The sequence below is a fragment of the Streptomyces sp. NPDC054847 genome, assembly GCF_053610925.1.
Genome location: NZ_JBSGZJ010000408.1, coordinates 1 through 6,362, shown reverse-complemented (window position 1 = coordinate 6,362; position 6,362 = coordinate 1). Strand labels below are relative to the sequence as shown.

Here is a 6,362-nt window from a genome sequence, read left to right as displayed (position 1 = left end):
ATCCAGCCCTGCCGGCGGCTCCGGCGTTACGGGCAACTCCAGCACCGCCGGCGTTTGAGGCGCGGGGGTGCGGAGGCAGAGCCCCCGAAACACCGCGCGGAGCGCGGTGCCGGGTCCGGGCGGAGCCCGGTTTCGGGAAGTGGGGGTCCCCCCACGGCCGCCAGGCCGAAGGGGGAGGGTAGGGGAAAAGGCACGCCGCAGGCGTCACCGCAGCCGCCTCGACCGCCACACCAAGAACACCGCCGAGGCCACCGCCGCCCCCCTCACCACCCACGGCCACGTCCCCGTCAGCGCCTCCCGCATCCCGTTCTCGGGAATCTCCTCGCCCCAGTGGCCGTTGATGCGGCCCCACAGCCACAGCGCACCGCCCGCCACAGCCGCGCCCGGCAGACCCAGCACGGCGAACTTGATCTCCGTGCGGGACAGCCGGCGAGAGCCGTACGCGAGGAGCCAGCCGAGGCCGAGCGCGACGAGCGAGCCGAGGATCGCGCCGGCGACGAGCAGCGCCGCGGCGAGCAGCAGCATCGGGCTGCCGAGCCCGGGCCGGGGCCCGGCGGAGGTGTCGGCGGCGCGGCGGCGCAGCAGCCGCCTGAGCGAACGGCGGCGTCCGCCCGCTTCGGCACCGGCGTCCTCGCCCTCGGGGTCACCGTCCTCGGCCTCGTTCTCGTCCTCCGACGGCGGTGGCTTCAGTATCTCGGGGATCTCCACACCGCCGACGAACCCGGCCACGGCATCGTCCGCGCCGAACGGCGCCGGATCGATACGCCACCAGTCCGGTTCGGAGCCGGAGGGGCCCAGTTCGTCCATGCCGGCGAGGTGCGGCGGCGAAGCGGCCTCACGCGGCAACGGCGTTGGCGCGGGCGCGTCCCCCGTACGCGGCCGCGGCACGCGACGCCGTCCCCGCGGACGCGCCATGTCCCCCTCCGCCGGGGCCGCCTGACGCGGCGCCGGCTGCGTCCCGTCGGCGTCCCGTGCGGTGGCCGAGGTCGCGGGAGCCGACGCCGCAGGGGCCGACGTCGCCGACGCCACCACTTCGTCCGGCGTTCCGAGCCGCCCGAGGATGCGGCGTACGCCTGCCGGGCTGTCCCCGCCGAACTTCGTCCGCTGCTTCTCGATCTCGGTCCGCAGCGTCGTCACGAGCCGCATGCGTTCGCCGGACGGAAGCTGGGCCTGCTGGGCCAGGTCACCGACACGGCTCAGATAGTCGTAGACCAGCTGGTCGCTCTCGATCCCCACCGACGGTTCCCCTGACGTTCCCGGTGTGCCCGGCGTTCCCCGGTGTTCCCGTGCGCAGGCCGGCGGACGCCAAGAGCCGGCCCGCCTTCCCGGGCCGTCCCGTCCCCGACGGTAGCGCTCCAGGGGCTAACGTGGGGCGGATGGGGACCATGCCCGAAGAACGCGGCGGCAGCCCGCGCACGCTCGCGGAGGCGCTGCGCGCCCGCGACGACGAGGAGCTGGCCGCGCTGCTGCGCGCCCGCCCCGATCTGCTGAGCCCGGTGCCGAACGATGTCACCCAGCTCGCCACCCGGGCCGGTACCCGCGCTTCGGTCGTCCGGGCGCTGGAGCGGCTGGACCGGTTCGCCCTGCAGACCGCGGAGGCGCTGGCGGTGGCGCCGGACCCGGCGCCGTACGGGACCCTGCTCGCGCTGATGGCGGGCGACGACGGCGACGCGGACGTCGAAGCGGCCCTCCCCGACGCTCTGGAGGCGCTGCGCCGACAGGCCCTGGTGTGGGGCGGCGACGACCGGCTTCGGCTGGTGCGCACGGCACGTGAGCTGCTCGCGCCGTCGCCGACCCGTCCCTCGCCGACCGGGCTCGGTCCCTCGGTGACGGAGGCGACCGCCGGGATGTCGCCCGGCCGGCTCCAGGAGATCGTGGCGGCGGCGGGCCTGCCGACGACGCACGACCCGGTGTCGGCGGTGGCGTCGCTGACCGCCCTGTTCACGGACCGGACGCGGATGGCGACGCTGCTGGACACGGCCCCTTCCGACGCGCTCGGAGTCCTGGACCGGCTGGTGTGGGGGCCTCCGTACGGGGAGGTGACGGCCGATCCGACGCCGCCCGTGCGCTGGTTGAGGGACCGCGGTCTGCTGTTGCCGGCGTCAGCGCGCACCGTAGTGCTGCCGCGGGAGGTGGCGCTGCATCTGCGGGCGGGTCGTGCGCACCGGGTGCCGGAGCCCGTTCCGCCGGCCGTCACGCCCGCTGCGGAATACGGTCCACAGGCTGTGGACAGCGCGGCGGCCGGGCAGGCGTACACGGCGCTGACCACGGTCGAGGACCTGCTGAAGGACTGGCACGAGGGCGGCCCGCCGGTGCTGCGCGCCGGAGGTCTGGCCGTGCGGGACCTCAAGCGGGCGGCCGCGGCGCTGGACACCAGCGAGCAGCTCGCCGCGTTCTGGATCGAACTGGCCTACGCGGCGGGGCTGCTGGCCACCGACGGCGAGGCGGACGAGCGGTACGCGCCGACACCGGCGTACGACGAGTGGCTCGAACGCCCGACGGCGGAGCGGTGGGGTGAACTGGCCGTCGCCTGGTTGACGGCGACGCGTACGCCGGGTCTCGTCGGCAGCCAGGACGCCAAGGGCCGCACGCTCTCCGTCCTCGGCCCGGACCTGGACCGCTCGGCCGCCGTGGAGGTGCGCCGGCGCGTCCTGGAACTGGCGGCGGAGCTTCCGCACGGCACCGCCCCCGCCACCGAGTCGCTGCTGTCCCGGCTGCGCTGGGAGCGGCCGCTGCGCACCGAGGCGGCGGGCTCCACGAAGGACCTGCGGGCACGGGTCGCGGCATGGACCCTGTCGGAGGCGGAACTGCTCGGCGTGACGGGCAGGGGCGCGCTGTCCGCGCACGGCCGCGCCCTCCTCGGCGGGGAGGGGACCGGAGCCGACGGCACGCTCGCCGGCCGGCGCGCCCGCGCCGTCACCTCGCTCGCGCCGCTCCTGCCGGAGCCGCTCGACCACGTCCTGCTCCAGGCCGACCTCACGGCGGTCGCGCCGGGGCCCCTCGACCGTCCCCTCGCGGAGACGCTCGCCGTCCTCGCCGAGATCGAGTCCAAGGGCGGCGCCACCGTCTACCGCTTCACACCCGGCTCGGTGCGACGGGCACTCGACGCCGGCATGGCCGCCTCCGACGTGCACGCCTTCCTGGCCGCGCACTCCCGGACGCCCGTGCCGCAGCCGCTCAGCTACCTCGTCGACGACGTCGCCCGCCGCCACGGCCATCTGCGCATCGGCGCCGCCTCCGCCTATGTGCGCTGCGACGACGACGCCCTCCTCGGCGAGATCCTCGCCGACAAGCGGTCGCAGGGTCTCGGGCTGCGCCGCCTGGGGCCGACCGTGCTCGCCGCCCAGAGCGATCCGGGAACGCTGCTCGAGGGCCTGCGGGCGATGGGGTACGCACCGGCCGCCGAGTCCACAGAGGGCGACGTGGTGATCACCCGCGCCCATGCCCGCCGCACCCCGCCGCGCACCCCGCCCGCCCCCGTACCGGAAGGGCCGCCGGTACCGGACGGCACGCTGCTCGGCGCGGCCGTGAAGGCGATCAGGGCGGGCGACATGGCGGCCGGCGTCGTACGGAAGCCCGCCGCCGACGACGACCGGCCGCAGGCGGGTGAACTGCCCCGCACCTCGTCGGCGGAGACCCTGGCGACCGTCCAGGCCGCCGCGCTCACCGGATCCGCGGTGTGGATCGGCTACGTCAACGCGGAGGGCGCCGCCAGCCAGCGGGTCATCGCGCCGGTCCGCGTGGAGGGCGGCTTCGTGACGGCGTTCGACCACACCGCGGACGAGGTGAGGACGTATCCGCTGCACCGCATCACGGGCGTGGCGGAACTGGCCGACGACGTTTGAGCCGCCCGCCGAGAAGGCCGGAGCGTCCGGTCGCGGGCTCGTCCGGTTCCGCCTCGCCGCGCCGCCGTCGCCACGCGCGGCCCAGCCTGCGCCCCAGCAGGACGTAACCGATCAGCGCGCCCGTGGTGTTGAGGATCACATCGTCCACGTCGAAGGCCCGGCCGGTGACGATCGCGCCCTGCGCCAGCTCCACCAGGGCCATCACCACGACCGTCAGCACGATCACCCGCAGCAGCCGCATCGACCGGGGCACCAGCACCGGCAGCAGCACGCCGAAGGGCACGCCGAGCAGCACATTGCCGCCGGCCTGCTTGGCGGCCGCCAGGAACGTGTACTCCTCGGCGTACTGCCGCAGGGACGCTCCGGGGCGCAGGTTCGCCGTCGCCACGCCCTCGGAGGCGTGCGACGGCGTGAGCGTCAGCCGGGCCAGGACGGCGGAGAACAGCACCAGGGCGGCGAAGGCGCAGACGATCAGACCTGCACGGAGGAGGGTTCTGCCCCACTCGCGGGGCCGTTCATCTGTGGTCATGACAACCCGGCTACCCGCGCGCCGCCCGGACAGGCCCGCGATGCGGGACACTGGATGTTTGGCCGTGTCCGGGACGGACGGACCGGCCCGACCGAAAGGGTGTGGCGTTGAACGGACCGCTGATCGTCCAGAGCGACAAGACGCTCCTGCTCGAGGTGGACCACGAGCAGGCGGACGCCTGTCGTCGCGCCATCGCGCCCTTCGCCGAACTGGAGCGCGCGCCGGAGCACATCCACACCTACCGGGTCACGCCGCTCGGCCTGTGGAACGCCAGGGCCGCCGGCCACGATGCCGAGCAGGTCGTCGACGCGCTGGTCGAGTTCTCCCGCTACCCGGTGCCGCACGCCCTCCTCGTCGACGTGGCGGAGACCATGGCCCGCTACGGCCGGCTCACCCTGTCCAAGCACCCCACCCACGGGCTCGTCCTCACCTCCACCGACCGGCCGGTGCTCGAGGAGATCCTGCGGTCGAAGAAGGTCCAGCCGCTGGTCGGCACCCGCATCGACCCGGACACGGTCGCCGTGCACCCCTCGGAGCGCGGCCAGATCAAGCAGACGCTGCTGAAGCTCGGCTGGCCGGCCGAGGACCTCGCGGGCTACGTCGACGGCGAGGCGCACGCCATCGAGCTCGACGAGTCGGGCTGGGCGCTCCGCCCGTACCAGAAGCAGGCGGTCGAAGGCTTCTGGCACGGCGGCTCCGGCGTGGTCGTCCTCCCCTGCGGCGCGGGCAAGACCCTCGTAGGCGCGGGTGCGATGGCCCAGGCGAAGGCCACCACCCTGATCCTGGTCACCAACACCGTCTCGGCCCGCCAGTGGAAGCACGAGCTGGTGAAGCGCACCTCGCTGACCGAGGACGAGATCGGCGAGTACAGCGGGACGAAGAAGGAGATCCGCCCGGTCACGATCGCCACCTACCAGGTGCTGACGACCAAGCGGAAGGGCATCTACCCCCACCTGGAGCTCTTCGACTCCCGCGACTGGGGCCTGATCCTCTACGACGAGGTGCATCTGCTGCCCGCGCCGGTCTTCAAGTTCACCGCCGACCTCCAGGCCCGCCGCCGGCTGGGCCTCACGGCCACGCTGGTGCGCGAGGACGGCCGGGAGTCGGACGTCTTCTCCCTCATCGGCCCGAAGCGTTTCGACGCGCCGTGGAAGGAGATCGAGGCGCAGGGCTACATCGCACCGGCGGACTGCGTGGAGGTACGGGTCAACCTGACCGACTCCGAGCGGCTGGCGTACGCGACGGCCGAGCAGGAGGAGAAGTACCGCTTCTGCGCGACGACCGCGACCAAGCGCAGGGTGACCGAGCAGCTGGTGCACAAGCACGCGGGTCAGCAGACCCTCGTCATCGGCCAGTACATCGACCAGCTCGACGAGCTCGGCGAGCACCTGGACGCACCGGTCATCAAGGGCGAGACGCCGAACAGCCAGCGCGAGAAGCTCTTCGACGCGTTCCGCAACGGCGAGATCAGCGTGCTGGTGGTGTCCAAGGTCGCGAACTTCTCGATCGACCTGCCCGAGGCGACGATCGCGATCCAGGTGTCCGGGACGTTCGGCTCCCGCCAGGAGGAGGCACAGCGCCTCGGCCGGGTGCTGCGGCCGAAGGCGGACGGCCACAAGGCGCACTTCTACTCGGTGGTCGCGAGGGACACGATCGACCAGGACTTCGCGGCGCACCGCCAGCGGTTCCTGGCCGAGCAGGGCTACGCGTACCGGATCATGGACGCGGACGATCTGCTGGCGGGCGAGGACCCCGTGCGCTGACGCCCCGCTCCCGCTGCGGCAGGTGTGGTCCCCACCCTGGCCCGGCGAAATCCAGCCCGCCTGGGGCACCTCCCGCGGCCGCCAGGCCGTAGGGGGAGTTTGAGGGCACCGCGCGAAGCGCGGTACGCCGCCCGCAGGGCGGTACGGGGCCCGGGGCATGCCCCGGTTTCGGGAAGGAGCAGGGGAACGGCCCCGCGCCACGGCCCCGGGCACAGACCCCCACGC

At 74.1% G+C, this 6,362-nt stretch carries 4 protein-coding genes; 2 read left to right on the top strand and 2 right to left on the bottom strand.

Features of this window, described 5'->3' with window-relative positions:
- Positions 1-204: 204 nt before the first annotated feature.
- Complete coding sequence (locus tag ACWGH4_RS28635) at positions 205-1,236, bottom strand: hypothetical protein (protein WP_453466026.1); 1,032 nt, start codon at positions 1,234-1,236, stop codon at positions 205-207.
- Positions 1,237-1,376: 140 nt separating this feature from the next.
- On the opposite strand from ACWGH4_RS28635, the gene ACWGH4_RS28630 reads away from it, so the two are divergent.
- The gene (locus tag ACWGH4_RS28630; protein ID WP_453466024.1) at positions 1,377-3,845 is read left to right on the top strand and encodes a helicase-associated domain-containing protein; all 2,469 of its coding nucleotides are present in this window, start codon (positions 1,377-1,379) and stop codon (positions 3,843-3,845) included.
- Here ACWGH4_RS28630 and ACWGH4_RS28625 read toward each other — a convergent pair.
- Positions 3,811-4,374, bottom strand: a complete 564-nt coding sequence (locus ACWGH4_RS28625; RefSeq protein WP_453466022.1) for a VanZ family protein — start codon at positions 4,372-4,374, stop codon at positions 3,811-3,813. The two genes, ACWGH4_RS28630 and ACWGH4_RS28625, sit on opposite strands and share 35 nt — an antisense overlap.
- Positions 4,375-4,481: 107 nt before the next feature.
- Here ACWGH4_RS28625 and ACWGH4_RS28620 point away from each other — a divergent pair, with 107 nt between their 5' ends.
- Positions 4,482-6,137: a DNA repair helicase XPB gene (locus ACWGH4_RS28620; protein ID WP_453466020.1), complete on the top strand. Its 1,656-nt coding sequence runs from the start codon at positions 4,482-4,484 to the stop codon at positions 6,135-6,137.
- Positions 6,138-6,362: the final 225 nt, after the last annotated feature.

Bases quoted from the DNA above. Each gene is read 5' to 3' on its own strand.
- ACWGH4_RS28630 (WP_453466024.1), top strand. From the start codon at position 1,377: ATGGGGACCATGCCCGAAGAACGCGGCGGCAGCCCGCGCACGCTCGCG.
- ACWGH4_RS28625 (WP_453466022.1), bottom strand. From the start codon at position 4,374: ATGACCACAGATGAACGGCCCCGCGAGTGGGGCAGAACCCTCCTCCGT.